Genomic DNA, 26143 nt, shown 5'->3' on the forward strand with positions numbered 1-26143 from the left:
GAACGGCATCCACGCATGGCGTGGATCTACTGGCCCCACCCACGCCGCGCGCGGAAGGCATCCATGCATGGCGTGGATACGTGGCCCCCACGCACGCCGCGCGCGGAGGGCATCACCGCGCACAGGTAGATCCACGCCATGCGTGGATACGTGGCCCCCAACGAAAAACGCCGCCCGAGGGCGGCGTTTTTCACTCCATCACTTTCCGCCCAAGCGCTCCCACAGGAAGCTGTAGGCCAGCGCGGACATATGCGCGGCCTGCGCATTGTTGGCTGCACCGCCGTGACCGCCTTCGATGTTCTCGTAGTAGGTCACATCCTTGCCGGCGTCGATCATCTTGGCCGCCATCTTGCGGGCGTGGCCAGGATGCACGCGATCATCGCGGGTGGAGGTGGTGAACAGCACCGGCGGGTAGTTCTTCTTCGCGTCGAACAGGTGGTACGGCGAGAAGGTCTTGATGAACTCCCAGTCGCTGGTGTCCGGGTTGCCGTACTCGGCCATCCACGACGCACCGGCCAGCAGGTGGCTGTAGCGCTTCATGTCCAGCAGCGGCACCTGCACCACCACCGCACCGAACAGTTCCGGGTACTGGGTGAGCATGTTGCCGGTCAGCAGGCCACCGTTGCTGCCGCCCTGCACGCCCAGGTGCTTGGCGCTGGTGATCTTGCGGGTGACCAGATCCTGGGCAACGGCGGCCATGTCTTCATAGGCCTTGTGACGGTTCTGCTTCAGCGCCGCCTGGTGCCAGCGCGGGCCGTATTCGCCACCGCCGCGGATGTTGGCGACCACGTACACGCCGCCCTTCTCCAGCCACGCGCGGCCCATGCCGCCGGAATAGTTCGGGGTGAGCGAAATCTCGAAACCGCCGTAGCCGTAAAGCAGGGTCGGGTTGGAACCGTCCAGCTTCATCGCCTTGTCGTGCACCACGAAGTACGGCACGCGGGTGCCGTCCTTGCTGGTGGCGAAGTGCTGTTCGATCACCTTGCCGTCGGCATCGAAGAAGGCCGGCATGGTCTTCAGCGTTTCCGGTGCCTTGCCGATCTCGGCCAGGGCCAGGGTGGTCGGGGTCAGGTAATCGGTGGCGGTCAGCCAGACCGCGTCGCTGTCATTGCTGTCGACTGCGCCCACGGCCAGCGTGCCGAACGACGGCGCACCGACGAACTCACTCTTCTGCCAGCCCTTGGCGCCCGGGGTCAGCACCGACAGACGATTCTTCACGTCATCCAGTACGTTCAGCACCAGGTGGTTGCGGGTCCAGGCGGTGCCGGCCAGCGAGGTGGTGGCGGTGGGCGTGAACAGCACTTCGAAATCGCGCTTGCCGGCCTGGAAATCGTCCAGCTTGGTCGCCAGCAGCGAACCGGAGGCGTAGGTCTTGCCACCCACGGTCCAGGCATCGCGCAGTTCCAGGGTCAGCCACTGCTTGTGCAGGCCCTTTTCTGCCGAATTGGGCGCATCGATCTTGCTCAGCGTGCCGTCGTCGGCGCGCAGGTACAGTTCGTTGTTGTAGAAGGCCAGCGTGCGGCTGACCAGGTTGCGCTCGAAGCCGGGGGTGTCATCGTGCATGGCCGCGATGTACATGTCCTCCGGCTTGCCTTCGTAGACCACGCTGGCCGAGGCCATCGGCGTGCCACGCTTCCACAGCTTGGCAATGCGCGGGTAGCCGGAGGTGGTCATCGAACCGGCACCGAAATCGGTGTAGACGAACACCGTGTCGCGGTCGATCCAGTTCAGCCCGCCCTTCGATTCGGGGCGGAAGAAGCCGTCCTTGATCCAGGTTTTGCTGGCCAGGTCGAATTCGCGGGTGACATCGGCGTCGGCGCCGCCGCGCGACAGCGCGATCAGGCAGCGGCTGTAGTCCGGGCGCAGGCAGTCGGCGCCGTGCCAGACCCAGTTCTCACCTTCGGCCTTGTTCAGCGCGTCCAGGTCGAGCACGGTTTCCCACTGCGGCGAGGCCTTGCGGTACTCGGCCAGCGTGGTGCGGCGCCACAGGCCGCGTTCGTGCTGCTTGTCCTTCCAGAAGTTGTAGTAGTACTCGCCGATCTTCTGCACGCCGGGAATCTTGGCGTCCGAATCGAGCACCTCGCGGATGCTCGTTTCCATCTGCTTGAACGCCGGCGTCTGCGCCAGGCGCGCCTCGGACTTGGCGTTCTGTTCCTTCACCCAGGACAGCGGCTTGTCGCCGGTCACGTCCTCCAGCCAGGCGTAACGGTCGGTGTCTTCAGCGGCCACGGCGGTCCCCACCGAGGCGCCGGTCATCATGCCGGCCAACAGGCAGGCGGAAGCGAATCGCGACATTGCAGCTCCAGGCAGTCATAAGCCGTGGAACGCTAGCACGGTTCGGCCGGGACGCCCCCGTGTCGAAGGTCAGGCCGTAGCCGCCTGCCCACGCGCGCGCCGCGGCCTGCGGGCCGGACGCCGCCGTGCCTGCTGCTGCGGCCCGCGCAGCCGCCGCAGGGCCGCCCGCAGCGGCAACGGACAGCCCAGCAGGGCCCACCACGCCACCAGCGGCATGCCCACCAGCCACAGCGGCGCCCAGCCCAGCCAGGCGTGGTGGCCACGCGCGGCCGGCCACACCAGCACCAGCGCCACGCCCGCCAGGGCCAGCTGCTGCACCTGGCGCAGCACGCGCGGATCGGGGCGCTGCCTGAGGCGTTCAGCTGAGGGGCGATGTGCGGTGCGTGCGTTCATGGTCGGTCTCCCGTGGTCGATGGTGCACAGCGTGGCGGCAACGCTTCTCACCGGCTGCGACACCATTGACGGATCGGCTGCACCCAGTGACCATGCGCGGGCAAGCCTTTTGGAGCCCGCTCCCGCATGTCCCTGATCCGCCCGTTCTGCGCCATGCTGTTTGCCCTGTCACTGGGAGGCACCGCGCTGGCTGCCGAAGATCCGCCGGCATCGCGCAGCGCGCTGCCTGACCGTACGGCCATCGATCCGGATGCCCCGGTCGACCTGCAGCGTTTCATGGGCACCTGGTATGTGATCGGCCGCGTGCCGAACTTCATCGAACGTGGCCACGTGGCCAGCGTCAACCAGTACGAACTGCGCGACGACCACAAGGTCGCCATCACCTACCGTTACCGCGATGGCTTCGGCCAGCCGCTGCAGGAAGTGCGGGCGCGCGCCAGCGTCGATGCGGACAGTGGCAACCACGCGTGGCGCACCTGGTTCTACCGGGTGGTACCGACCCATTCGCGCGTGCTGGAAGTGGCGCCGGACTATTCGTGGGCGCTGATCGGCTATCCCGGCCGTGAAATGGCCTGGATCTTCGCCCGCCAGCCGGACATGGACAAAGCGCTGTACAAGGAACTGGCCGAGCGCCTGCGTGACGAGTACGGCGTGAACACCGACAAGCTCAAGCGCGTGCCGCAGCACCCCGAACAGGTGGGCAAGCTCGGTTACGAAGTGCCGAACGTGCGCTGAGAGAGCGTTCGCCGGGCATGGCCCGGCGCTACCGTAGCCGCGCGATCATCGCGGTAGCGCCGGGCCACGCCCGGCGGATAGACCGGTTACTTGCGGGTGTAGTGCGCGACCAGGCGGTCGCCCAGCATCTGCAGCAGCTGCACCAGGATCAGCAGCACCACCACAGTGACCAGGGCCACGTCGGTGCGGTTGCGCTGGTAGCCTTCGCGCAGCGCCAGGTCGCCCAGGCCGCCTGAACCGATCGCACCGCCCATGGCGGTGAAGCCGACCAGGGCCACCGTGGTGACGGTAGCGGCCGCGATCAGGCCCGGCCGGGCTTCAGGCAGCAGCACCCGCGTGACCAGCTGCCAGGTGGTGGCGCCCATCGACTGCGCCGCCTCGACCACGCCGCGGTCCACTTCGCGCAGGGCGGTTTCAACCAGGCGCGCATAGAACGGCGCCGCGCCGATCACCAGCGCCGGCAGCGTGCCAAGCACGCCGATCGACTGGCCCATCAGCCACAGCGACACCGGAATCAGCACCACCATCAGGATGATGAAGGGCACCGAACGCAGCAGGTTCACCACGATCGCCAGCACGCCGTACGCCAACGGCCGGCGCTTCATCTGCGGCGCACCGAACACATACAGCAGCACGCCCATCGGCAGGCCGATGGCCAGGGTGAGCGGCAGCGAGCCGGCCATCATCAGCAACGTCTCGATGGTGGCCTTGCCGATATCCACCCATTTGTTGGCATCCAGGTGGCGGAAGAAACCTTCAGCAGTGGCGACGATCATCGGCGCAGTTCCTCAACGTGCACGCCGGCAGCCACGAACGCGGCCTGCGCGGCGGACTGGTCGCCGCCCACCAGGGCAACCACCAGCTGGCCATACGGGGTGTCCTTGATCCGGTCGATGCGGCCGGACAGGATGTTGTAGTCGATGCCGGTTTCGCGGGCCACGCGGCCCAGCAACGGCTCGTAGGTGTCACCGCCGAGGAAGGTCAGGCGCACGATGCGCCCGCCCACCACGTCGAAATCGCGGTGCAGTACGCCTTCGTCCACGTGTTCGGATTCGCTGACGAAGCGCCGCGTGGTGGCGTGCTGCGGATGCAGGAACACCTGGGTGACCGGACCGGTTTCCACCAGGTGGCCGCCATCGAGCACGGCCACGCGATCACAGACGCGGCGGATCACATCCATTTCGTGGGTGATCAGCACGATGGTCAGGCCCAGCTCGCGGTTGATCTTCGACAGCAGCGCCAGCACCGACGCGGTGGTCTGCGGATCCAGCGCGCTGGTGGCTTCGTCGCACAGCAGGATCTGCGGGCGGGTGGCCAGCGCGCGGGCAATACCCACGCGCTGCTTCTGCCCACCGGACAACTGCGCCGGGTACTTCGTGGCGTGGTCCTGCAGGCCGACGGTCTGCAACAGCTCGGCCACGCGCGCGTCGATCTCGGCCTTCGGCGTGCCGGCCAGTTCCAGCGGGAAGGCCACGTTGCCGGCCACCGTGCGCGAAGACAGCAGGTTGAAGTGCTGGAAGATCATGCCGATGCGACGGCGCAGCGCGCGCAGGCCGTCGGCATCCAGCGCCGTCATGTCTTCACCACCGATCAGCAGCTTGCCACCGCTGGGTTCTTCCAGGCGGTTGATCATGCGGATCAGGGTGGATTTGCCCGCGCCGGAATGGCCGATGATGCCGAACACTTCGCCGGCCTCGATGGTCAGGTCCAGCGGTTGCAGCGCGCTCACTTGGCGGCCGGCAACGGCATAGGATTTGTGCAGGCGCTGGAACTCGATCACGGACGTGGCTCACCGGCGGGGCGGAAGAAGGGGCGTGCAGCCTACCAGCGCCGGCGGTTCCGCGCCTGCGCCTTGGGCCAGAATGTTATTCCTTTTGGTTCTAAGCCGCGTGTACCGGGGATGACGGCGGGGATCTGACCCCGGGGTCGGATCCCCGCAGGGGCTCTGACCCCATCCCGGACAGGTTCAGGGGTGATCCAGCGGCTTCGGCGGCTGCACCTGGTTCAGGCGTTCCCGGTGCAGCAGGTACAGGCCCGAGGCCACGATGATGGCCGCGCCCACCCAGGTGTAGGCGTCCGGCAGCTGGCCCCAGAACGCCAGGTCCCAGCCGATCACCCAGACCAGGCCGCTGTACTCCAGCGGCGCGATCATCGACGCCTCGCCCAGCTGGAAGGCCCGGGTCAGGGCAATCTGGCCCAGAGCGCCGGCCAGTCCCATGCCGGCGATCAACGGCGCGTGGGCCAGCTGCAGCGGCACCCAGTCGGGCAGCGCCAGCAGGCCCGCACCGATGGCCATGATTACCAGGAACCAGACCACCATCGACTGCGAGGTATCGGTGCGGGTGAGCAGGCTGACGGTGATGGCGGCGATGGCGTAGGCCGTGGCCGCAGCCAGCACCATCAGGCCGGGGATGGAAATGAAGCCGTCCACGCCCGGCCGCAGCACCACGATCACCCCCAGCAGGCCGACGCCGATGGCCACCCAGCGGCGCGGCCCCACCCGCTCGCCCAGCAACGGCACCGACAGCGCGGCAATCAGCAGCGGGGCGACGAAATAGATGCTGTAGGCGGTGGACAGCGGCAGGTCACGCAGGGCGAACACGAAGCAGCCGATCATTGCCATGCCCAGCCCACCGCGCAGCAGATGCAGGCCCCAGCGACGTGGAATGAGCGAGCGCGGGCCGGCGCTGGCCAGCACCCAGACCAGCACGAAGGGCAGCGAGGCCGCTCCGCGCAGGAAGGTGACTTCCAGCGAGGGATAACTGGCCGACAGCTGCTTCATGCCGGCGTCCATCAGCGAGAAACAGGCCACCGCCGCGACCATCCAGGCCACCGCGCGCGAAGGGGAGCGTTGCAGGTTCATGGCCCATTATCGCCCGGCAACCGCCGTCTGTAGAGTCGAGCCATGCTCGACTGGCTTTCACGCGGCAGTCGAGCATGGCTCGACTCTACAAACACCGCGGGGCCCACGCGATAGAATGGCCGCCACTGAATTCCGCGGAGCCACGCCCATGCCTTCCTTCGACGTCGTGTCTGAAGTCGACACCCACGAGCTGACCAACGCCATCGACCAGGCCAACCGCGAACTCGCCACCCGCTTCGACTTCAAGGGCGTGGATGCGAAGTTCGAGCGCGATGGCGATGTGATCAACCAGACCGCACCGACCGAATTCCAGCTCAAGCAGATGAACGACATCCTGCGCGCGCGCCTGGCTGCGCGTGGCATCGACGTGCTGAGCCTGGAGTTTGGCGATATCGAAACCAACCTGGCCCAGGCCCGGCAGAAGATCACCGTCAAGCAGGGCATCGAGCAGAAGATCGCCAAGAAGATCGCCGCAGCGCTGAAGGAAGCCAAGCTGAAGGTGGAAAGCCAGATCAACGGCGACAAGCTGCGCGTGCAGGGCAAGAAGCGCGACGACCTGCAGGATGCGATTGCGGTGCTGAAGGCCGGCAAGTTCGAACTGCCGCTGCAGTTCAACAACTTCCGCGATTGATTCTTTCGCCGGGCATGGCCCGGCGGCGTCACTCGCGCAGCAGCTTGTACAGCGTGGTACGCGAGACGCCCAACTGGCGTGCGGCCAGGCTCAGGTTGCCATCGGCGGCATGTGCCGCACGTCGCGCCGCTTCGCGCTGCTGCTCGCGCAGTGGCGCAGCAGCCACCGCTGCAGGCGCCGCCGTACCTGTACGCGGTGCGCGCGGTGCCCGCAGGTGCTGCAGATAGACCGCACTGCCCTCGCCCAGCCGCACCCGGTGCGCCGGGCCAGGCTGCAGCAGATGGCGACGCTGCGCCGCGCTGGCGCCAGCAAACACGGTTTCCATCGACAGCAGCGGTAAAGGCCCCCGCCGCGGCAGCCCCAGCAGGCGCCGCCCCACGCGGTTGGCTGCGCGCAGTTGCCCGTCCTCCTGCACCGCCAGCAGCCCCTGCAACGGCGTGGCCAGCCAGCGCGGATCATGCTGCACGGCGAGCAGGTGCACATCGGCCAAGGTCTGGAACAGGCGGTTCTCACTGGCCAGCGCGGCCTGCCGGAAATAGCCCTGCAGCAGCGCCGGATCACGCTCGCCCAGCCCGGTGATGTCGATCGCCCCGCAGACCTGGCCGTCCAGATCGTGCAGCGGCTCACTCAGGCAGAACACCGGCGCGAAGCGCTGCAGGTAATGCTCGTTGCCGCGCACCAGGGCGGGCATGTCGTCGGCCAGGCTGACCGCCGGCGCGGTGGTGCCGATCTCCGCTTCACCCAGCTGCCGCCCGACCTGGATCGGCCGCAGCAAGGCGGCATCTTCCAGGCCGTGGGCCTGCTGCGCGATCACCATGCCGTGGCGGTTGGCACAGAACATCGTCCAGCCACGCCCGCCGAAGGCCGCCCACAACTGTTCCAGTTCCGGCTGCACGCAGCGCGCCAGGCGACGGTCGTCGGCATCGCGCAGGCGCCGGCCATCGCCCTGCAGCGGCGGGTAGTACGGTTCCTGCCCGGGCAGCACCCCGGCCGCCCGCGAGCGCTGCCAGGACTGCTGCAGGGGCAACGGCAGCCCGGCCAGCGACGCCATATCGCCCTCGACGAACGCATCGCGCGCCGCCACCAACTGTTGTTGCCCGACTGTCGTGGCCATCATCGCAACAGCGTACACCCACCCGTGCCATGCCCGCGTTATGTGGTCGTTGGCGGGGTCAGAGCCGTTTTCCTCTGGAAAACGGATCCGACCCCTTGCTCGTCCCCCGCAATCGGACCTACCCCGCCAACCGTCAGGTAGCCAGCTTTTGACGTTGCTTCAGTCGAGCATGGCTCGACTCTACAGCAGGTGCAGGGCGCAGCCCTGCAACCCACCCCATCCTTACGCTGCAATACGCAGGATCGGCTTCAACGTAATGCCCTTGGTGCTGTCCTCGGCCGCCTGGTTGATCTGCTCAAGCGGGTAGAACTTCACCAGCTTGTCGAACGGGAACCGGCCCTGCTGGTACAGCGTCACCAGCTGCGGAATGAACACCTGCGGCACGCTGTCACCTTCCACGATGCCGCGGATGCTGCGCCCGCCCAGCAGCAGGTTGTTCACATCGAAACTGGCCGTGGTGCCCAGCTTCGGCGCGCCCACCACACCCATCATGCCCAGCCCACCCAGCGCCTCGATGCCGGCCGACAGCACTTCCGGGCGACCGGTGGATTCCAGCGCGTAATCCGCACCGCCGCCGGTGATCGCACGCACCGCCTCGATCACGTCGGTCTCGCGGCTGTTCACCACGTGGGTGGCGCCCAGTTCCAGCGCCAGTTCCAACCGCGACGGCACCACATCAATGGCGATGATGATGGTCGCGCCGGCCACCTTGGCCGCCATCACCGCACTCAGGCCCACCGCACCGGCACCATAGCTGGCGAAGCTGCTGCCCGAACGCACCTGCAGCGAATTGAGCACCGCACCGGCACCGGTCTGGATGCCGCAGCCCAGCGGGCCCAGCAGTTCCAGCGGCGCATCGTCGGGCACCTTGATCGCATTGATCTCGCGCGCGATGGCGAAGGTGGCGAAGGAGGACTGCGCGAAGAAATGATCGTGCAACGGCTGCCCCTGCGCATCGGTGATGGCGGTATGGCCGTGGCCATCATCGCCGCCGAAGTTGAGCCCGAAGAAATCCTTGCAGTAGGCGCCATGGCCGCCGCGGCACGGGTTGCAATGGCCGCAGGCGCCGTAGGTCAGCACCACGTGGTCGCCCACCTTCAGGTCACGCACGTTCGGGCCTACGGCTTCGACGATGCCCGCACCTTCGTGGCCCAGCACCGCCGGCAACGGCACCGGGTAGTACTGGTCGCGCACGATCAGGTCGGTGTGGCACAGACCGGTGGCCACCACCTTCACCAGCACTTCGTCGTCCTGCGGACCGCGCAGGCGCGCCTGCTCGATCACGAAGGGTTGTTCCTTGCCGCGCACGACGGCCGCGGTGATGTCACGGCCTGCAGTAGTGTTGCTCATCGCGATGTTCCTCCTGGATCAGATCGGGTAGGCGGGCGCTTCGCCCTTGACGGTCATCCACTGCCACTGGGTGAATTCTTCCCAGTTCGCCGGGCCGCCGATGCTGGTGCCGTTGCCGGACGCACCCACGCCGCCGAAGGGATTGATCACTTCGTCATTCACCGTCTGGTCGTTGATGTGCAGCAGGCCGGTGCGAAGGCGCTCGCCCAGCTTCAGCGCGCGGCCCACGTTGCTGGACACGATGGCCATCGACAGACCGTATTCGCTGTCGTTGGCCAGCTGCACTGCATGGTCGTCATCGTCGAACGGCACCACCACCGCCACCGGCGCGAAGATTTCTTCGTTGAATGCCGGGTTGTCGGCGGCCACGTTGCCCAGCACGGTGGGGGCGAAGAACAGGTCCTGGTGGGTACCACCGGCTTCCAGCGTGGCACCGGCCTGCACCGCATCGGCCACTACGCGTGCGGCATGGTCACGCTGGGTGGCGTTGATCAGCGGCCCAATGGCCACGTCTTCGCGCGCCGGATCGCCCACCTTCAGCGACTTCGCCTTGGCCACCAGCTTTTCCAGGAAGGCAGCGTGGATCTTCCGGTGCACCAGCACACGGCCGGTGGCCATGCAGATCTGGCCCTGGTGCAGGTACACGCCCCAGGCGGTGTTGGCCACGGCCAGATCCAGATCGGCATCGTCCAGGATGATCAGCGAATTCTTGCCGCCCAGTTCCAGCGAGACCTTCTTCAGGTGCTTGCCGGCCGCTTCGCCCACCTTGCGGCCGGCCGCGGTGGAACCGGTGAACTGGATCATCGCCACGTGCGGGTCGCTGGTCAGCGCGGCACCGGCGGCACCATCACCGGGCAGCATGTGCAGCACGCCAGCGGGCAGCCCGGCCTGTTCGAACAGGCGGGCGATGACCGCGCCACCGCAGACCGCCGTGCGCGGATCGGGCTTGAGCACCACCGCATTGCCCAGCGCGATGGCCGGTGCCACCGCGCGCATGGCCAGGTACAGCGGGAAGTTGAACGGCGAAATGACCCCGACCACGCCCAGCGGGCGGCGCCGCGCCAGGTTCAGCCGGCCCGGTTCGGAGGGCAGGATTTCGCCGGTGCTGCGCGAGGGCAGCGCCGCCGCTTCATGCAGCGCCTTGATGGTCACCTTGGCCTCGAAACCGGCCTTCAGGCGGGTCGAGCCGCTTTCGCGCACCAGCCAGTCCACCAGCGTGTCGATGTTGTCTTCGGCCAGGCGCGCGGCCTGGCGCAGCACCTGCGCGCGCTGCTCGTAGGGCGCGGCGGCCCAGTCGCGCTGCGCCTGCGCGGCGGCCGCGGCCGAACGTGCCACCTGCGCGGCATCAGCCAGGCCCATCTGGCCCAGCGTCTGGCCGGTGGCCGGTTCAAGCACCGGCTGCTGCTGCGCGGCGGCGCGCCACTGGCCATCGAAAAAAGCACCGGACCAGAGATCGGCCGGCAGCCACGGGGAAGATGCAGTCATGTTGGGTCCTCCAGTTACGTGGGGCCATTGCACGCCTTTCACTGCCGGGGCGGCAATCGGCCATTGGCTGTGCGCGGCCATGTGCTTGAACAGGCACGGCTTTCCAGCATCGCCGCTGTCCAGTTCGTGGACAGTGAACAGCGCGGCGGTGACCGCGCGCCTACAATGGCGGCCCCGCCAGCCGATGTGCCCGCCATGACCGATACCGCCCTGCCCACCGATGATCCGATCGCCGCCACCCGCCTGTGGCTGGAGCGCATCGTGATCGGCCTGAACCTGTGCCCGTTCGCCAAGGCCGTGTACGTGAAGGACCAGGTGCGTTTCGTGCTGAGCGATGCCACCACGCCGGAAGCGCTGGTGGAACAGTTGGCCGAAGAGCTGGTGCTGCTGCGCGACACCCCGGCCGAACAGATCGACACCACGCTGATCGTGCATCCGCAGGTGCTGGTGGATTTCCTGGACTACAACGATTTCCTGGACAACGCCGACGCGGCGATCGAGGCACTGGACCTGCAGGGCATCCTGCAGGTGGCCAGCTTCCACCCGGATTACCAGTTCGACGGCGTGGCCGCTGACGATGCCAGCAACTACACCAACCGGGCGCCCTTCCCTACCCTGCACCTGCTGCGCGAAGACAGCGTGGCGCGCGCGGTGGACGCCTTCCCGGACCCGGATGTGATCGTGGAGCGCAACATCCAGACCCTGGACCGCATTGGCGTGGACGGCTGGTACCGCCGCCTGCGCGGGGAAGACCTGTCGTGAGCGCGGCACCGCCGATCGCCACGTGGCCTGCGGCGCCCCTGCAGGGCAAGGTGGTGCTGGTCACCGGCGGTGCCAATGGCATTGGCCGCGGCATCGCCCAGGCGGTGCTGGGGGCCGGCGGCCGAGTGCTGATCGGCGATCTGGACATCGAGGCGGGCCAGGCCTGCCTGGACGAATGGCAGCGCGGCGATGATGCCGCGTTCCAGCGCCTGGACATTGCCGACGAAGGCAGCGTGCGCGATTTCATTGCCGTGGCGCAGCAGCGCTTCGGCCGCATCGATGGCCTGGTGAACAACGCCGGCATCGCCGGACCGCATGGCACCACCCTGGAAAACATGGACTGGGATGAATGGCAGCGGCGGCTGTCGTCGCTGCATGGCGCGTTCCTGTGCTGCAAGCACGCGCTGCCGGCACTGACCGCCAGTGGCGCAGGCGCGGTGATCAACATCGCTTCCACCCGTGCCTGGCAGTCCGAAGCGCACAGCGAAGCCTACGCCGCCGCCAAGGGTGGCCTGGTGGCCTTCACCCATGCACTGGCCATCAGTGCCGGGCCGGCGGTGCGGGTGAACAGCATCAGCCCGGGCTGGATCGGCACCAGTGCCTGGCAGGCGCCGTCGCGCCGCCACGCGGCGGACTATTCGGCCAGCGACCACGCCCAACACCCGGTGGGCCGCGTGGGCCAGCCCGAAGACATCGGCGCGCTGGCGGTGTACCTGCTGTCCTCGCTGTCCGGCTTCAGCACCGGCCAGGATTTCATCGTGGACGGCGGCATGACCCGGAAGATGATCTACGCCGAGTAGAGCACCGCTGCCGGTAGGTGCGGACCTTGGTCCGCACGATTGCCAGCAAGTGCCAACCAAGGTTGGCACCTACCACAGCACCACCGCTTCAAGGTTGGCGCCCACCGCAGCACCGCCGCGTTACGCCATGCCCGAATGCCGCAGCAGCGCGTCGATCTGCGGTGCGCGGCCGCGGAAGGCCTTGAAGTTCTCCGCCGCGGCACGGCTGCCGCCGCGCGAAAGAATCTCGTCGCGGAAACGCGCACCGGTTTCGGCCAGCGCCTGCGGCGCTTCTTCGAAAGCCGCATACGCATCGGCACTCAGCACTTCGGCCCACTTGTAGCTGTAATAGCCCGCCGCATAGCCACCGGCGAAGATATGGCTGAACTGGTGCGGGAAGCGGTTCCACACCGGCGGATGGTTTACCGCCACTTCCGCGCGCACGCGATCCAGCAACGCCAGCACGCTGTCCTGCGCCGGTTCGAACTGGCTGTGCAGCAGCATGTCGAACAGGCCGAATTCAAGCTGGCGCACGGTCGCCATGCCGCTATGGAAGTTGCGCGCGGCCAGCATGCGCTCGTACAGCGCGCGCGGCAGCGGCTCGCCACTGTCCACGTGCGCGGTCATCGCCTGCAGGTGGTCCCATTCCCAGCAGAAGTTCTCCATGAACTGGCTGGGCAGCTCCACCGCGTCCCATTCAACGCCGTTGATGCCGGCCACGCCCAGTTCGCCGATGCGGGTCAGCAGCTGGTGCAGGCCATGGCCCATTTCATGGAACAGGGTGGTGACTTCGTTGTGGCTGAAGGTGGCCGGCTTGCCGTCGGCACCGCGGCCGAAGTTGCACACCAGATAGACCAGCGGCGTCTGCACGCTGCCATCGGCGCGAACGCGGCGGTTACGGCAGTCGTCCATCCACGCGCCACCGCGCTTGCCTTCGCGCGCGTACAGGTCCAGGTAGAACTGGCCCACCAGCGCGCCCTGCGCATCCACCAGCCGGAAGAAGCGCACGTCGTCATGCCAGACCGGTGCGCTGTCGGGCTGCACGCGCAGGCCGTACAGCTGCTCGATCACCGCGAACAGGCCGGCCAGCACCTTCGGTTCGGTGAAGTACTGCTTCACCTGCTGCTCGGAATAGCTGTAGCGCGCCTGCTTCAGGCGGTCGGCGGCGAAGGCCAGGTCCCAGGCCTGCAGCGGTGCGATGCCCAGCTGTTCGCTGGCGAACTGTTCCAGTTCAGCGCGATCCTGTGCGGCGAACGGCTTGGCACGCACGGCCAGGTCACGCAGGAAGCCCAGCACTTCGGCCGGGTCCTGCGCCATCTTGGTGGCCACCGAGTAGTCGCCGTAGGAGGCGAAGCCCAGCAGCGCCGCCAGCTCGCCACGCAGGGCCAGGATGCGGTCGATGTTGCCGCTGTTGTCCAGCGCGTCGTCGCCGAATTCCGAGGCGCGCTGCGCGCTGGCGCGGTACAGGATCTCGCGCAGGTCGCGGTCTTCGCCCCAGGTCTGCACCGGCAGATAGCACGGCATCTGCAGGGTCAGCTTCCAGCCATCGTGGCCGTCCTTCTGTGCGGCCGCACGCGCGGCGGCCTTCACGTCGTCGGGCACACCGGCCAGGCGCGTTTCGTCGTCCACCACCAGCGACCAGGCGTCGGTGGCATCGAGCACGTTCTGCGAGAACTTCGCCGACAGTGCCGACAGCTCCTCCTTGATTGCCGCGAAGCGCTGCTGCGCGGCCGGTTCCAGCTCGGCACCGCCCAGGCGGAAGTCACGCAGCGTGTTGTCCAGCACCTTGCGCTGGGCCGTATCGAAGTGCGCCGCTTCGGCGCTGGCGGCCAGGGCCTGATACTGGCGGAACAGTGCCAGATTCTGGCCCAGCGCACTGGCGAAGCGGGTCACCCGCGGCAGGTTGCTGTTGTAGGCCTCGCGCAGCTCAGGGGTGTTCACCACGCCCTGCAGATGGCTGACCAGGCCCCAGGCGCGCCACAGGCGCTCGGTGGCATCGTCCAGCGGGGTTACGAAGGTCTGCCAGGTAACCGGCTGCACCTGCTCGGCCGCGCTGACCGCCGCCTCGGCCTGGGCCAGCAGCACATCCAGCGCCGGTGCCACGTGCTCGGGGCGGATCGCCTCGAAGCGCGGCAGGCCGGAAAAATCGAGCAGGGGGTTGGCATCGGTCACGACAGATCTCCAGGGGAACAGGCCCGGCGCGCGGGCATCAGCCCCGATATGGCGCTGGCGGGGCCGGCAGACAAGGGGGCGGCGTGCCGGGCATTCACACCGGCCTTACGGCACCGCGCCGAAGCTGGCCGCGCGGGGGAGACCGCAGCGGTACGTACCGACGAGGCCCCACATGGAAGGTCTGGCTCCAGCCCCAACCGCAGCACCGGGCCGGTCGATGGCCCTGACGGCCAGTGCAAACGAACTGGCCTGGATCGCCGCGTTGTGCGACGCCGGCGACGATGCGCCGCGCCATCTTGCCCAGTTGCAGGCCGTGCAGCAGCAGGGCGGTCGCTTGAACGAGACCCAGGAGTGGTACCCGTTCGAGGTGATCGAACGCGGCGCCAGCCATCTGCATCCCGGGCATGAGCGCGAGTTCGTGATCTGCGTGCTGCTGTGGCTGCAGGCACTGGCCCAAGGGCGTGCCAGCAGCCTGGACCCGCACCTGCACCTGGATGACCGCGCGATGGATATCGAGGCGCTGCCCGATGCACTGCGCGACGCGGTGCTGGATGCGTTCATGGCGGCGGGGTATTGAGAGACTGTCGGGTAGAGTCGACTGTCAGTCGACTTGCGCGCACAGCGCGGGATTCTGGCGACCTGAACGAAAAGCAGTCGACTCTACCCCCCAAGCGCGGGATCCTGGCGATCTGAACGAAGAGCAGTCGACTGACAGTCGACTCTACCCCCTGGCGCGGGATTCTGACGATCTGAACGAAAAGCAGTCGACTGACAGTCGACTCTACCCTGCTGCCATTACCCCGTTGCCACTACCCCGTTGTGCCTACAGCGCTTCCAGACTGCAGCACGCCAGCTCGGGCAGCCCCTGCCCGGCCACGGCGGCGGCCAGCTGTGCATCGGCACCGTCCACGTCGATGCCCTGCTTCAGGTACCACTCGGGGTTGTAATAGCTGTGCGCGTAGCGCTCGCCGGCATCGCAGAGGATGCTGACGATGCTGCCGCTGCGCCCGGCTGCGCGCATCCACTGCGCGGCCTGCAGCACGCCGATGAAATTGGTGCCGGTGGAACCGCCCACGCGGCGACCCAGCTGGCGGCTGACATGGCGCATGGCGGCCAGGCTCAGCGCGTCGGGCACCTTCACCATCGCATCCACGCTGGTCGGAATGAAGCTGGGTTCCACCCGCGGCCGGCCAATGCCTTCCACGCGCGAACCGCCGCTGCAGGTCAGCCCACGCCAGTCCTGTTCACCGGCCACGGCCGCCTGGTAGCCGGCGTAGAACACCGAGACTTCCGGGTCGGCGCAGAGGATGCGCGTGTCGTGGCGGCGGTAGCTGACATAACGGCCCAGGGTGGCGGCGGTGCCACCGGTGCCCGGGCTGCACACGATCCAGTCCGGCACCGGGCTGGGCTCTTCGGCCATCTGCTTGAAGATGGACTCGGCGATGTTGTTGTTGGCGCGCCAGTCGGTGGCGCGTTCGGCATAGGTGAACTGGTCCATGAAGTGGCCGCCGGTTTCGCGGGCCAGGCGTTCGGATTCGCAGTTCAGATCGCAGGCACGCTCCACCAGGTGGCAGCGCCCACCATGGAATTCGATGGCCGCGATCTTTTCCGGCGACGTGCTGGCCGGAATGACCGCCACGAACGGCAGCCCCAGCAGGCGCGCGAAGTACGCTTCGGACACCGCGGTGGAGCCGCTGGAGGCCTCGATCACCGGCCGCCCTTCGCGCAGCCAGCCGTTGGCCAGCGCATACAGGAACAGCGAGCGCGCCAGCCGGTGCTTCAGGCTGCCGGTGGGGTGGCTCGACTCGTCCTTCAGATAGACATCGATCCCGGCAAACCCGGGCAGCGCCAGCGGGATCAGATGGGTATCGGCGGAGCGATTGAAATCGGCTTCGATCTTGCGGATGGCGGCGGCCACCCATTCACGCTGCGACATGGCGGAGAGTCGTTGTCAGGACGGAACGGTGCGATCCGTCCATTGTATGTCGCAATCAGCACGGTGGGCGCCCGTTAGAATGGCCCATCCGGCCGTTCCCGGCCCTGTCTGAAGGACTTCCCCCATGACCCTTGCCGCCCTGCGCGACGTTCCCGGCGTGGCTGCCCAGGCCCCGGCCGAAACCCACGGCTTCGTGTTCAACCACACCATGCTGCGGGTGAAGGACATCACCGCCTCGCTGGACTTCTACACCCGCGTGCTGGGCTACCAGCTGATCGACAAGCGCGATTTCGCCGAAGCCCAGTTCAGCCTGTACTTCCTGGCCTACGTGCCGGCCGGCGTGACCGTGCCGGAAGACGATGCCACCCGCCGGGTGTGGATGGCCGGCCTGCCGGGCGTGCTGGAACTGACCCACAACCACGGCACTGAAAGCCAGGACGGCCCGGTCTACCACGACGGCAACAGCGACCCGCGCGGCTTCGGCCACCTGTGCGTGTCGGTGCCGGCCCTGGAAGCGGCCTGCCAGCGCTTCGAGGACCTGGGCGTGCCGTTCCAGAAGCGCCTGACCGACGGTCGCATGAAGAACATCGCCTTCATCAAGGACCCGGACGGCTACTGGGTCGAGATCATCGCCAATACCTGATCCACAACCCGATCACGGAAGCGGAGGGGACGGTCTGGCACTATCGGGCCGCAAGCGTCTTGATCCCCTCCGTTCCCCCGTGATGAGGTGCGTATGGAAACGATGGAGCTGCACCGCGGCCGCCTGATCGACCACCTGCAGCTGGTGGTGCGCGACCTGGCCGCCAGCCGCCGCTTCTACCAGGCGGTGTTCGACACGATCGGCATTCCGGTAGCCGGCGAAGGCCCGGACTATTTCTGGGCCGACGAACTGTTCATTTCCACCGCCAGCAGCGGGGCCGCCGCCGGCCAGCTGACCGGCCGCCACCATCTGGCGTTCCAGGCCCGTGATGCGGCCACCGTCGATGCCTTCCACCGCGCCGCCCTGGCCGCTGGCGGCACCGACAACGGCGCCCCCGGCGAGCGCCCCTACCACCCCGGCTACTACGGCGCCTTCGTGCTCGACCCCGATGGCAACAACATCGAAGTGGTCTACCACGGCCCTGCCCGCTACAGCGCCGACTCGGTGAAAGTCACCTTCTGAACCCAGCGACGAAGGGGATCGCGTCGCTCTACCTCAATGGGATGATCCCCGCCGTCCCTGTCTGCAAGGAGCGTGCAATGAGGATGTGGTTGTCGTGCCTGTTGCTGTGGGCCCTGCTGGGCCAGAACGCCGCTGCGCAATCGCGCTGCACCAATACACCACGCGGTCTGCTGACCCCCGCGCGGGTGACCTGCACGCACCAGACCGCGTGGATCGATTCAGGCGTAGTCGGCCAGCGCCGGGTGACCTACCAGCTGCCACTGGGCACACCGCCGGCACATGGCTGGCCGGTGGTACTGGTCTACCAGGGCTCGTTCTTCCCGCTGCAGAATTTCGATTACCGCAGCAACCAGCCGTTTGGCGGCTATTACGAAGGCAAGCTGATCCAGACCCTGCTCGACCACGGTTACGCGGTGGTGGCACCGGCCGCGCCGGCCGATCTGTTCTGGCAGACCAACGTGCCGGGCCTGAGTGCGGCCTACGAGCTGGGCACCGATTACGATTTCCTCAGCAACGTCTTCGATGCGATTGCCGCCGGCCAGTTCGGCCCGCTCGACCCGCTGCGGCGCTATGCCACCGGCATTTCCAGCGGCGGCTACAACACCAGCCGCATGGCCGTTTCGTTCCCGGGTGAATTCCGTGCGCTGGCCATCCAGTCCGGCTCGTACGCCACCTGCAGCGGGCCGCTGTGCGACGTGCCCGCGGTGCTGCCGTCCGACCATCCGCCCACCCTGTTCCTGCAGGGCTTCGTCGACACGGTTGTGCCGTGGTGGACCACCAACCGCTACTTCACCCGCCTGCAGGACCAGGGCCTGGAAACCGCGCTGTATACCGAACCACTGGGCGGGCATGAATGGTTCGCCAGTTCACCGGCGCGCGTGCTGGCCTGGTTCGACGCGCATCCCTGACGCGCAGGCCGCAGGTTCGACGCCCGTTGCACTTGTCATCGTGCGTACCGGTAGCGCCGGGCCATGCCCGGCGGACCGGAACATCGGAACGTCTGCGTTGTTGCAGCTTTTCCGCTGTACGAAGACCTGCTGCGCGCCGGGGCCGACCCCGGCGCGCACACGGCACTCAGTGTGCCGCCATGTAGATGTCCTGCAGCACGGCCTTTTCCAGCTCCAGCTCGCCCAGCAGGTTCTTCACGATATCGCCCAGGCTGAGGATGCCGACCAGGGTATTGCCCTCGGTCACCATCAGGTGGCGGCGGCGCGAGTACGTCATCAGCGACATGGCCTGCTTCAGCGTGGCGTCCGGCGCAATGCCTTCCAGGCCGGTGGAAGGCAGCGTGGAAATGACCCGGCGGCCGGCCTGCGGGCCGTCGTCGGCCAGCACGCGCACGATGTCCTTTTCGGAAATGATGCCCACCGGGGCACCGTCCTTGACCACGACCAACGCGGCGATACGGTTCGCGCTCATCTTGTGCGCGGCGGCACCGATCGTGTCTTCGGCGTCGATGGTGATGACAGCTTCTTTCTTCGATTGCAGGAGTTCGCGGACGTTCATTCTTGTTTCCTGGTGCAGGTCACTGAAGTCAAAAAAGTGTGCTCTTCCGAATCGCCCCCTCCCCGGGAACAGACCTTTCAGCGCACGTCTGGCGCATGCCACCTGCCGGTGGAATCAGTGGGCAGGCAGCGTGCTGCAACGCGATCGAAACCGAGCGCTGCAGCAGCAGCGAAGGCCCCGGTCGATTCGATTCTACGACTGCTCTGTGCGGCCACTACCGGCACCGGTGGGACAGTTCGTCGTGGAACCTGTCGACGATTCCGAGAATCGCACCCGCGCTGAAACCGGCGCTGAATACAGCCGCAAGTCAACGCTAAAGTTGGCGCCGCGCCGGCCGACGCACGTGCAGCCGCCCGACCCTGCAAAGTCAGGGGAACGGGCGCCAGCTGCCCAGCACCGCCTCGGTGCTGTACTGCGCCGCTTCATCGCCCGACAGATGGTGCGACCACGGCACACGTTCCTCTGGCGAGGCACCGGGCCCGGTGCTGCCGAATTCGCCGTAGTAAGTGGTACGTTCGGCATCGGGCTTGTCCCAGTTGTGCCAGCCGGCCTGCACGATGTGCGGGCCCAGGTTGGACTGCAGGAACACCGTGCGCGCGAACGGCCGCCACGGCCGGCCCAGGTAGGTGGTGCCCGCGCCTTCGCCGCGCAGCAGCGCACGGCGGAACACGTAACCGAAGCGCTGGCCTTCCGGCGTGGATGCAGCAGTCACCCAGCCCAGCCGGCCCTTGGACACGATCGTGCAGTCATCGAACAACGCGGTGGCCGCGCCGAAGATGAAGTCCACCGTGCCTTCGATATAGCAGTCCTTGAAATGCAGCACGCTGCCTTCGTGGGTGTACAGCGTGTCCTGGTTGCCAAGCAGGCGCACGTTGCGGAAGCCACCGCGTGGCGGCGCCGCATAGAGTGCCAAGGCTTGGCCGACATTGCCGGCCGTATTCTCGATGGTCAGGTCTTCGGCGATGAACTCATCGCCGTACACATAGACCGTGGCCGAGCCACTGGTGCGCATCGCCTTGCCGGTGGCCGGGTCGACCAGATCGGCGTAATTGTTCCAGCTGATGATCGAGGCGCCCGCACCCGCGCCGCGCAGCGTTACCCGGCTCTTTTCCTTGGGCACTTTCACTACCCCGCGATACAGGCCTTCGCGCAGCACGATCACCTGGCGCGTGCGGTTGCCATCGGGCACCGCATCAATGGCGGCCTGCACGCTGCGGTAGTCGCCGCTGCCATCGGCGGCCACCACCCAGTCACGGGCAGTGGCCGGCAGGCTGGCACACAGCAGCAGTACCGCCAGGGGAAGGAAACGACGGCATGGAATACGCATGTTGGCTCCAGCTGGACGTGGCAACGGTCAGAACTTGTAGCGCAGGCCGACCAGGTACTCGCGCCCGGTCTGGGTGTAGGTCAGCGGCAGCTTCCACGCCGTCGTGCCCACCCATTCGTTGCTGGTTTCGTTGGTCAGGTTGATCGCTTCCAGGCTGATTTCCAGCTGGTCGTCGATCTTCCAGCTGATCGAGGCATCCACCGTGTCCACCGCATCCATGCCGTGGAAGCTGAAGCCCTGCACGCTGGCCGGCACCTGCGTGTAGTAGCCATCGCGGTGGGTGTAGGACACGCGCGCGCCCAGCTTCTCGCCTTCGTAGAACAGCGTGCTGTTGTACGCATTCTTCGACAGCCCGGTCAGGTCGGTCTTCAGCGATGCCGCACCGGTGGAAGTGAGGTACTGGATCTGCGAATCCACCCAGGTGTAGTTCAACTGCAGGCCCAGGTTGCTCCAGCGCCCGGGCAGGAAGCTGAAGGGCTGCACATAGTTGAACTCGGCGCCCTTCAGGTCTCCGCCGGGCGTGTTCAGCGGGCGGGTGAAGGTGAAGTCCTCGTTGGGCGATACGCCGGTGCCATCGAGCAGACTGGTCGGCAGGCCGCTGGCGGTGAACGGCATCACCGTGCTGGTGCCCTGCACGAAGCTTTCGATGTCCTTGTGGAACAGCGCCAGGCCCAACAGGCCGCCTTCCTGGAAGTACCATTCCACGCCCAGGTCCAGCGTGCGTGCGCGGATCGGGTCCAGGTTGGGGTTGCCGCCGTTCACGTAGCGGTGGCCGCTGGACAGGCTGAGGGTGGTGCCCGGCGTAAGCGATGACAGTCCCGGCCGCGCCATCACCTTGGCCGCACCGAAGCGCAGCATCACGTCGGGGCCCAGCTCGGCCACCAGGTTCAGCGAGGGCAGCGTGTCGGTGTAATCGCGCGAGACATGGGTCAGCACCATCGCACCGTCCACGGTGGAATAGCCGGTGGACGACTGGGTGGTCTTCACCCGGCGCACGCCCACGTTGCCCGACACCGGCACGCTGCCGATATCGAAGCCGAACTCACCCATCAGCCAGGCACCGCGGTCCCGCTCTTCCACACTGCGCCGCGTGGCGTTGCGTTCGTACAGCTGGTAGATGCCCTGCCCGCTGTAAATGCCCAGCAGCTGCGACAGCGCGGCAAGATCCGGTACGGCCCAGGCATCGGGCGCACCGGCCACGCCGCCCAGGCGCGCGATGTCCACCATCGCCGCCGGCACGGTGTAGCTGCCATCGGCGAACGCCGGCACCACCGTCTCGCTCTGCCGACGGTATTCGCTGGTGTCGAACTGGTAGTCCTTGGCCAGCAGACCGCCCTTCAGGGTGAACGACGGCCCGAAGTTCCAGCTGAAATCCAGCGCGGCGGTGTCGAAGGTATTGGTGGCGTACTGCGGGCGCAGGCGCACTTCGGCCAGGGTCCAGCCACTGGCGTCGGTGGGGTCGATGCCGTAGTTGAAGGTCGGGTGGGTGACGCTGTCGCGGAAATCGTAGCTGTAGCCGGCCACGTTGGCCTTGTCCATGATCAACGTGGTCTGCACCGGGTTGGCGTGCTTGGAACTGGAATGCCCGGCCAGCAGGTTGATCTTGAACGCATCGCTGAAGCGGTGTTCGCCACTGAGCGACACCTGCTTGAACTCGGTGCTCCATTCGTCGCGGCGCTGTTCCGAGCGCACGCCGGCACCATCGAACACGCCGTACAGCAGCGCGCCGGAGGTCGGATCGATGTAGCCATCGCGCAGCAGCATGTTCTGCTTCTGCGCCGAGTAGGCGAACGAGATCGCTTCGATGTACTTCTCGCTGCGCACGGTATCGATCTTCGAATACAGCGCATCCAACGCGAATTCGGTGTTGTCGGTCGGCTTCCACTGCAGCGCGGCGGTCACGCCCAGGCGTTTCTGGTCGTGTTCCAACAGCGTGTAGCGCGGGAAGTACGGGTGCCACACGCCATCGGCCAGGCCGGCGGTGAACGGCGACGCCGGATTGAAGCCGCCATTGCTGCTGGCGCTGTACCAGCGCCCGGTGTTGCTGCCTTCTTCGCGCACTTGGCGCTCGGAATAGGCCACCGACAGCAGGCCACCGAAGCGGCCATCGGCCCAGGTATCGGCAATCAGCGCGGCCGCGCGCGGGCTGGCCTTGTTCGACAGATCGTTGAAGCTGCCCTGCCCGCTGGCAGCGAAGGTGAAACCGTCGTAGTCGAACGGACGTGCGGTGCGCAGGTCCACCGTGGCGCCCAGCGAACCCTCTTCCACGTCGGCCGAGGCGGTCTTGCGCACGATCAACTGCGAGAACAGGTCCGAAGCGAACACGTTGAAGTCGAAGCCGCGGCTGCGGTTGGTGCCGCCGGACTGGTCCGAGCCGCCCACGGTGGTCAGTGCTTCCAGGCCGTTGATGCGCACGCGGGTGAAATCGGGGCCCAGCCCGCGCACGGAAATATTGCGGCCTTCGCCGGCGTCGCGGGTGATGGTCACCCCGGGAATGCGCTGCAGCGACTCGGCCAGGTTCAGATCGGGGAAGTTGGCGATGTCCTCGGCCACGATCGCATCAACCATGCCCTTTTCAGAGCGCTTGATGTCCAGCGCCTTTTCCACGCTGGCGCGATAGCCGGTCACGGTCACCGCATCCAGGTCGGTGGGGTTGGCGCCGCTGTCCTGCGCGGCGGCCGCGCCGGACAGGGCCAGCAGCACGGCGCTGGCCAGCGCGCTGGCAACGAAGGTAACCGGTGTCTTTTTGCGATTCAGCCTGTGCGTCATGAAAATCCCTTGCAATCACTGCTACTGGCGGTCGTAGGTGCGCATCAATCGATGACACCGGAGGACAGGCAACGTAACAGTGTCATCCGGCTGAAACATCGTGCGGCGCAACACGGCGCCTCACGCAGCCAGGGGATATCAAGCGGTATGAGCGGCCGGCGGCGCCGGCGGTGGCAGCGCGCGCGGCGGGCGGGTGGCCCACCAGCACAGCAGGGAACCGGCGGTGACGCAGGCTACCCCGCGCACGAAACCCATGCCCGGCTGCAGCGACAGCCACAGGCTGCTCCACAGCACCGACAGCACCGGCGCGAAGTAGGAAAAGATCGCCATTGAAGTGACGTTGCCGTGCTGCAGGCCGTGGTTCCAGCAGCCATAGGCGGTGGCGGTCAGCAGGCCGAACACCGCCACCTGGGCCAGCCCACCCCAGTGCAGGTGCAGCGGCGGCGCATCGCCCAGCAGGTACTTCAGCCACAGCACCACCGCGGTGGCGGCCATGAACAGCGGTACCGCATTGCGGGTGCCGCCGATGCGCTTGGTCACCAGCGAATAGGTAGCCCACATGCAGGCCGCGCCCAGCGCCAGCGCATAGGCCAGCGGGTTGCTGCGCAGGTTGCCCCACAGCACCGCTGGCGACCACGCGCCCTCGCCGGTCACCACCATCACCACGCCCAGCAGGCACAGCACCGTGGCCGGCAGCAGCAGCCAGTTGCCGCGCTGCATGCGTGTCAGCACCGTCAGCAGCACGGTCAGGCACGGCCACAGGTAATTGATCATCACCAGTTCCAGCGCCTGCCCACGGTGGTGGGCCAGGCCGATGGACAGCGACAGCGACGCCTCGGTACCGATGAACAACGCACCGCCCAGCAGCAGGTAACGTCGCGGCAGCTGCGAAGGCCGCGGCATGCCCAGCATCAACGCTGAAAAGAACGCGGCAGCGGTGAAGATCAGTGCGGCGCCACCGGTGGCACCGAAGATCTCGCTGATCGTGCGCAGCATGCCCAGCGTGGGGCTCCACAGCAGCACGGCACTGGCGCCGATCAGGGTAGGAAGATGGGGAGACGCAGAAGCGCGCAGCGCGCGGAAGCCGTACATGGGGGCGACGACAACAAGGGCAGTTCGGTTGAAAGGCACGCGCCCGCCTGCGCCCGGCCCCGACAACGGGACAGGCAGAACAGGGGGACAGGTGAGTCCTGGGAAGTACGCTGGTCCGTAGCGACGTCCCCGGAATGCCCCGGCACTGTGCGTTGCAGGGGAAAACGGCGGGAGGCGGGTTACAGCAGCCGACTGGCCGGAGCGGATTGTACGCCTTCGATGTTGCGCCGCAATAGAACCCTGTTCAGGCGCTACGTGGCGCGGTCGCGGCGGAAGCGCGGCAGCCCGCGCAGGCGCTCCACAAGCCACTGCGCCGCGCCCGACAACGGCCACTCCGCACGGTGGATCAGCCACAGCGTATCGCGCACCGGATCGCCACATTCCACCGTATCGATCAACGCCGGCTGTGCGAACGATTCGCGTGCGTGGCGCGGAATGACGGTGAAGCCGAGGCCGCGCGACACCGGTTCCAGGATCAGCGCGACCTGGTTGGTGAAGCCGTGCACCGGCAGCGAGCCCACCCCGGGGTTGCCCGGGAAGCGCCGCGACAACAGGCGGGTAGCCATCGCCCGCCCATCGGGGTGGTCGATGAAGCCCAGCCGCTGCAGATCTGCCCAGTCTTCGGCCTGCGCACCGGCAGGCACCACCAGTTCCAGCACTTCCTCGGTGAAGGCCGAGGCGGCCACGCGCGGGTCGTCCGGCTTCATCGTCACCAGGCCCAGTTCGTACTGTTTGTTCACCACGGCCTGCAGCGCTTCCGGGTCGGGCGCGAAGCGGTGGCGGATCATCAGCCCCGGGTGGTTGCGCTGGTAGTCCAGCAGGATGGGATACAGCGCCAGGCCCACGCTGCCGGGGCTGATCAGGCTGACCTCACCCTGGTCTGAAACCGTCTGCGACAGGCTCGCCCGCAAGCGCCCCTGCGCGCGCTCCATGTCCTGGATGAAGGCCAGCAACGCGGTGCCCGCCGGGGTCAGCTCGACCTGCCGCGGCCGGCGGATCAACAGCGGCCCCAGTTCGTCTTCCAGATGGCGCACGTGCTGGCTTACCGCCGCCTGGGTCAGGCCAAGCTGCTGGGCCGCCCGGGTGAAGCCGCCGTGGGCGACCACGGCCGCAAACGAGCGCAGCCATTGCGGATTATGCATAAGCAGATTTTATCCGTGGGATAAGTCGCCATTAGACCACCTATGGGCACGGGCCACCTACGCTTGTAAGGCCCTCTTTCCCTGCCCTGCTCCACGCCCCCATGAAAATGAACGCCATCCACTGGCCCGACGGCTACCTGCCGGGCCTGACCGACAACTTTGTCTCCAACGAAGTGATCGTTGCCGGCCTGACCGCGGCAGACATCTGGCCGCTGCTGGCCACCCCGGCGCATTGGCCGACCTACTACGCCAACTCGGCCAACCTGCGCTTCCACGATGGCCGTGGCCCGGTGCTGGCGGCCGGTGACCACTTCTATTTCGAAACCTTCGGCTTCCCGGTCGAGGCCCGCTGCACCGAATACGTTGCGCCCACCGCCGGCGCGCCGGGCCGGGTGGCGTGGCACGGCTGGGCCGGCGAAGCAGGCGCCGCCGATCGGCTGGATGTCCACCATGCCTGGCTGGTGGAAGACCTGGACGGTGGGCGCGTGCGCATCCTCACCCAGGAAACCCAGAACGGCGCACCGGCCAAGGCCCTGCAGGCGGCCAAGCCCAACCCGATGATCAACGGCCACCAGGACTGGCTGGATGGTCTGGTCGGCGCTGCCCGCGCCCTTCCGCCGCGCTGAT

The 26143-nt window shown here is 67.2% G+C and carries 24 protein-coding genes; 9 read left to right on the plus strand and 15 right to left on the minus strand.

What is annotated here, in order from left to right:
* Positions 1–198: 198 nt before the first annotated feature.
* Both C1932_RS16825 and C1932_RS16830 read right to left on the minus strand, forming a co-directional pair.
* Entirely contained in the window at positions 199–2295 is a 2097-nt protein-coding gene (locus C1932_RS16825; RefSeq protein WP_108754199.1) for a prolyl oligopeptidase family serine peptidase, read from the minus strand.
* A gap of 69 nt (positions 2296–2364) precedes the next feature.
* Positions 2365–2688 carry a hypothetical protein gene (locus C1932_RS16830; protein WP_108762933.1) on the minus strand — a complete coding sequence of 108 codons (324 nt, stop codon included), beginning with the start codon at positions 2686–2688 and terminating at the stop codon, positions 2365–2367.
* A gap of 126 nt (positions 2689–2814) precedes the next feature.
* Here C1932_RS16830 and C1932_RS16835 point away from each other — a divergent pair, with 126 nt between their 5' ends.
* A complete protein-coding gene (locus C1932_RS16835; protein WP_108762934.1) occupies positions 2815–3423 on the plus strand; it encodes a lipocalin family protein in 609 nt (202 codons plus the stop codon).
* Positions 3424–3509: 86 nt separating this feature from the next.
* Here C1932_RS16835 and C1932_RS16840 read toward each other — a convergent pair whose 3' ends face one another.
* The 3 genes from C1932_RS16840 to C1932_RS16850 form a co-directional block, all read right to left on the minus strand.
* Positions 3510–4199, minus strand: coding sequence for a methionine ABC transporter permease (locus C1932_RS16840; protein WP_108750474.1), 690 nt, complete (start codon positions 4197–4199; stop codon positions 3510–3512).
* On the minus strand, positions 4196–5203 hold the full coding sequence (locus C1932_RS16845) for a methionine ABC transporter ATP-binding protein (protein WP_108762935.1): 1008 nt from the start codon (positions 5201–5203) through the stop codon (positions 4196–4198). The genes C1932_RS16840 and C1932_RS16845 overlap by 4 nt, the downstream gene beginning before the upstream one ends.
* A gap of 186 nt (positions 5204–5389) precedes the next feature.
* Positions 5390–6286, minus strand: a complete 897-nt coding sequence (locus C1932_RS16850; RefSeq protein ID WP_108762936.1) for a DMT family transporter — start codon at positions 6284–6286, stop codon at positions 5390–5392.
* A gap of 148 nt (positions 6287–6434) precedes the next feature.
* Between C1932_RS16850 and C1932_RS16855 the strand changes: the two genes are divergently transcribed.
* Complete coding sequence (locus C1932_RS16855; protein WP_010481366.1) at positions 6435–6917, plus strand: YajQ family cyclic di-GMP-binding protein; 483 nt, start codon at positions 6435–6437, stop codon at positions 6915–6917.
* 28 nt (positions 6918–6945) lie between these two features.
* Here C1932_RS16855 and C1932_RS16860 read toward each other — a convergent pair whose 3' ends face one another.
* The 3 genes from C1932_RS16860 to C1932_RS16870 all read right to left on the minus strand — a co-directional run bounded on the left by C1932_RS16860 (position 6946) and on the right by C1932_RS16870 (position 10866).
* The gene (locus C1932_RS16860; protein WP_234412175.1) at positions 6946–8031 is read right to left on the minus strand and encodes a helix-turn-helix domain-containing protein; all 1086 of its coding nucleotides are present in this window, start codon (positions 8029–8031) and stop codon (positions 6946–6948) included.
* Positions 8032–8253: 222 nt separating this feature from the next.
* Positions 8254–9381 carry an NAD(P)-dependent alcohol dehydrogenase gene (locus C1932_RS16865; protein ID WP_108762938.1) on the minus strand — a complete coding sequence of 376 codons (1128 nt, stop codon included), beginning with the start codon at positions 9379–9381 and terminating at the stop codon, positions 8254–8256.
* A gap of 18 nt (positions 9382–9399) precedes the next feature.
* Positions 9400–10866 carry a benzaldehyde dehydrogenase gene (locus C1932_RS16870; protein ID WP_108762939.1) on the minus strand — a complete coding sequence of 489 codons (1467 nt, stop codon included), beginning with the start codon at positions 10864–10866 and terminating at the stop codon, positions 9400–9402.
* Between the two features lie 195 nt (positions 10867–11061).
* Here C1932_RS16870 and C1932_RS16875 point away from each other — a divergent pair, with 195 nt between their 5' ends.
* Together C1932_RS16875 and C1932_RS16880 are read left to right on the plus strand one after the other, a co-directional pair.
* Positions 11062–11628: a DUF1415 domain-containing protein gene (locus tag C1932_RS16875; protein ID WP_108754208.1), complete on the plus strand. Its 567-nt coding sequence runs from the start codon at positions 11062–11064 to the stop codon at positions 11626–11628.
* A complete protein-coding gene (locus tag C1932_RS16880) occupies positions 11625–12428 on the plus strand; it encodes an SDR family oxidoreductase (RefSeq protein ID WP_108762940.1) in 804 nt (267 codons plus the stop codon). The genes C1932_RS16875 and C1932_RS16880 overlap by 4 nt, the downstream gene beginning before the upstream one ends.
* A gap of 120 nt (positions 12429–12548) precedes the next feature.
* On the opposite strand, the gene C1932_RS16885 is transcribed toward C1932_RS16880, so the two are convergent.
* On the minus strand, positions 12549–14579 hold the full coding sequence (locus C1932_RS16885) for a M3 family metallopeptidase (RefSeq protein WP_108762941.1): 2031 nt from the start codon (positions 14577–14579) through the stop codon (positions 12549–12551).
* Between the two features lie 217 nt (positions 14580–14796).
* On the opposite strand from C1932_RS16885, the gene C1932_RS16890 reads away from it, so the two are divergent.
* Positions 14797–15156 carry a hypothetical protein gene (locus tag C1932_RS16890; RefSeq protein WP_233615042.1) on the plus strand — a complete coding sequence of 120 codons (360 nt, stop codon included), beginning with the start codon at positions 14797–14799 and terminating at the stop codon, positions 15154–15156.
* A 246-nt stretch (positions 15157–15402) separates the two neighbouring features.
* Here the strand turns inward: C1932_RS16890 and C1932_RS16895 are convergent, their stop codons facing one another.
* Positions 15403–16515 (minus strand): PLP-dependent cysteine synthase family protein, encoded by a 1113-nt coding sequence (locus C1932_RS16895; RefSeq protein WP_108754212.1) that lies wholly within the window; start codon positions 16513–16515, stop codon positions 15403–15405.
* 124 nt (positions 16516–16639) lie between these two features.
* Here C1932_RS16895 and gloA point away from each other — a divergent pair, with 124 nt between their 5' ends.
* The 3 genes from gloA (at position 16640) to C1932_RS16910 (ending at position 18588) form a co-directional block, all read left to right on the plus strand.
* On the plus strand, positions 16640–17158 hold the full coding sequence (gene gloA, locus C1932_RS16900) for a lactoylglutathione lyase (RefSeq protein WP_108754213.1): 519 nt from the start codon (positions 16640–16642) through the stop codon (positions 17156–17158).
* A 93-nt stretch (positions 17159–17251) separates the two neighbouring features.
* A complete protein-coding gene (locus C1932_RS16905; protein ID WP_108754214.1) occupies positions 17252–17680 on the plus strand; it encodes a VOC family protein in 429 nt (142 codons plus the stop codon).
* Between the two features lie 77 nt (positions 17681–17757).
* Positions 17758–18588, plus strand: a complete 831-nt coding sequence (locus C1932_RS16910; RefSeq protein ID WP_108762942.1) for a prolyl oligopeptidase family serine peptidase — start codon at positions 17758–17760, stop codon at positions 18586–18588.
* Between the two features lie 166 nt (positions 18589–18754).
* On the opposite strand, the gene C1932_RS16915 is transcribed toward C1932_RS16910, so the two are convergent.
* From C1932_RS16915 to C1932_RS16935, 5 genes are all read right to left on the minus strand, one after another.
* Positions 18755–19186, minus strand: a complete 432-nt coding sequence (locus tag C1932_RS16915) for a CBS domain-containing protein (RefSeq protein WP_108750461.1) — start codon at positions 19184–19186, stop codon at positions 18755–18757.
* A gap of 367 nt (positions 19187–19553) precedes the next feature.
* Positions 19554–20513, minus strand: a complete 960-nt coding sequence (locus tag C1932_RS16920; RefSeq protein WP_108762943.1) for a pectinesterase family protein — start codon at positions 20511–20513, stop codon at positions 19554–19556.
* 27 nt (positions 20514–20540) lie between these two features.
* Entirely contained in the window at positions 20541–23282 is a 2742-nt protein-coding gene (locus tag C1932_RS16925; protein WP_108762944.1) for a TonB-dependent receptor, read from the minus strand.
* A gap of 138 nt (positions 23283–23420) precedes the next feature.
* Positions 23421–24374 (minus strand): aromatic amino acid DMT transporter YddG, encoded by a 954-nt coding sequence (gene yddG, locus C1932_RS16930; RefSeq protein WP_108757213.1) that lies wholly within the window; start codon positions 24372–24374, stop codon positions 23421–23423.
* A 251-nt stretch (positions 24375–24625) separates the two neighbouring features.
* Positions 24626–25516, minus strand: a complete 891-nt coding sequence (locus tag C1932_RS16935) for a LysR family transcriptional regulator (protein WP_108762945.1) — start codon at positions 25514–25516, stop codon at positions 24626–24628.
* Positions 25517–25617: 101 nt separating this feature from the next.
* Here C1932_RS16935 and C1932_RS16940 point away from each other — a divergent pair, with 101 nt between their 5' ends.
* Positions 25618–26142 carry an SRPBCC domain-containing protein gene (locus C1932_RS16940; protein WP_199911973.1) on the plus strand — a complete coding sequence of 175 codons (525 nt, stop codon included), beginning with the start codon at positions 25618–25620 and terminating at the stop codon, positions 26140–26142.
* Position 26143 lies beyond the last annotated feature (1 nt).

The sequence above is a fragment of the Stenotrophomonas sp. YAU14D1_LEIMI4_1 genome (assembly GCF_003086815.1).
In the GTDB taxonomy this organism is placed as follows: domain Bacteria; phylum Pseudomonadota; class Gammaproteobacteria; order Xanthomonadales; family Xanthomonadaceae; genus Stenotrophomonas.